The sequence below is a fragment of the Polaromonas sp. P1_E3 genome (assembly GCF_056405935.1).
In genome coordinates, this window is record NZ_JBFUBD010000562.1 from 1 (window position 1) to 1,449 (window position 1,449).

2 protein-coding genes are annotated in these 1,449 nt (G+C 60.1%); both read left to right on the forward strand.

All coding sequences use genetic code 11. The features are described 5' to 3' along the window. A partial coding sequence (locus AC1D0Z_RS21695) for a sulfate ABC transporter substrate-binding protein (RefSeq protein ID WP_477660218.1) occupies positions 1-424 on the forward strand: 424 nt, incomplete at its 5' end. 11 nt (positions 425-435) lie between these two features. Then, positions 436-1,329, forward strand: coding sequence for a sulfate ABC transporter permease subunit CysT (cysT, locus tag AC1D0Z_RS21700; protein WP_477660219.1), 894 nt, complete (start codon positions 436-438; stop codon positions 1,327-1,329). Positions 1,330-1,449: the final 120 nt, after the last annotated feature.

The following is a 1,449-nucleotide window of genomic DNA, read 5'->3' on the forward strand; positions in this document are numbered from 1 at the left end:
GGGCGGGCGCGATGCGACCACCGTGTTCCTGCAACGCAATATCGGCGATGTGCTGATCACTTTTGAGTCTGAAGTGCTGTCAGTGAACAAGGAGTTTGGCGAAGGCAAGGTGGACGCGGTCTACCCATCCATCAGCATCCTGGCGGAAAACCCGGTGGCGGTGGTAGAGCGTACCGTGGCTAAAAAAGGCACGGCTGAGCTGGCCAAGGCCTACCTGAACTATCTCTATTCAGACGAAGGCCAGGAGATTGCCGCACGCCATGCCTTGCGCCCACGTTCGCAAACCATCCTGAAAAAATACGCCAGCACCTTCAAGCCGCTGCAGCTCTTTACGGTGCAAGACGTATTTGGCAGCCTGGGTGAAGCGCAAAAAGTGCACTTCAACGACGGCGGGCAGTTCGACAAGCTGTACACCGTCAAGTAAACAGCACCATCATGACTGCCTTGTCTTCTGTGGCGCCGCCTTCCGCGGTGGTGCCGGGTGTGCCTGCGGGTAGCAAACGCGCCGCCAGGCGGGTATTGCCCGGTTTCCGCCTGACGCTGGGTTACACCGTGCTGTACCTCAGCCTGATCGTGCTGATCCCGATCTCGGCGCTGTTTTTCAAAACCTTCACGCTGAGCTGGGACCAGTTCGTCACCGCAGTCACGTCGCCGCGCGTGCTGGCGTCTTATCGCCTCACGTTCGGCGCATCGCTGATCGCCGCATTGGTGAACCTGGTGTTTGGTCTGCTGCTGGCCTGGGTGCTGGTGCGCTACAAATTCCCGGGCAAAAAGATCGTCGACGCGCTGGTGGACTTGCCCTTTGCGCTGCCGACGGCCGTGGCCGGAATTTCGCTCACGGCCTTGCTGGCCGGCAACGGCTGGATCGGCCAGTACCTTGAGCCCATGGGCATCAAGCTGGCGTTCACGCCCGCCGGTGTGGTGATTGCGCTGATCTTCATCGGCCTGCCGTTTGTGGTGCGCACGGTGCAGCCGGTGCTGGAAGACGCCGAGAAAGAACTCGAAGAAGCCGCCACCTCGCTGGGCGCCACACGCCTGCAGATTTTTACCAAGGTCATCCTGCCGCACATCACGCCGGCCTTGCTGACCGGCTTCGCGATGGCTTTTGCGCGGGCAATTGGGGAATACGGTTCGGTCATTTTCATCGCCGGCAACATGCCCATGGTTTCTGAAATCACACCCCTCATCATCATCGGCAAGCTGGAGCAATATGACTATGCCGGTGCGACTGCGGTGGCGGTGGTGATGCTGCTGGTGTCGTTCGTGCTCTTGCTGGTCATCAACGGATTACAAGCATGGCAGCGGCGCAACGCGGGAGCCCCAGCATGAGCGGCCCCTTGAATCAACCTGTTCGCCGTGTCGCGTCCGGTACGACCGAATCCCCGTGGGTACGCTACACGCTGATCACGGTAGCGCTGACGTTTGTCTTGCTGTTTCTGATCCTGCCGC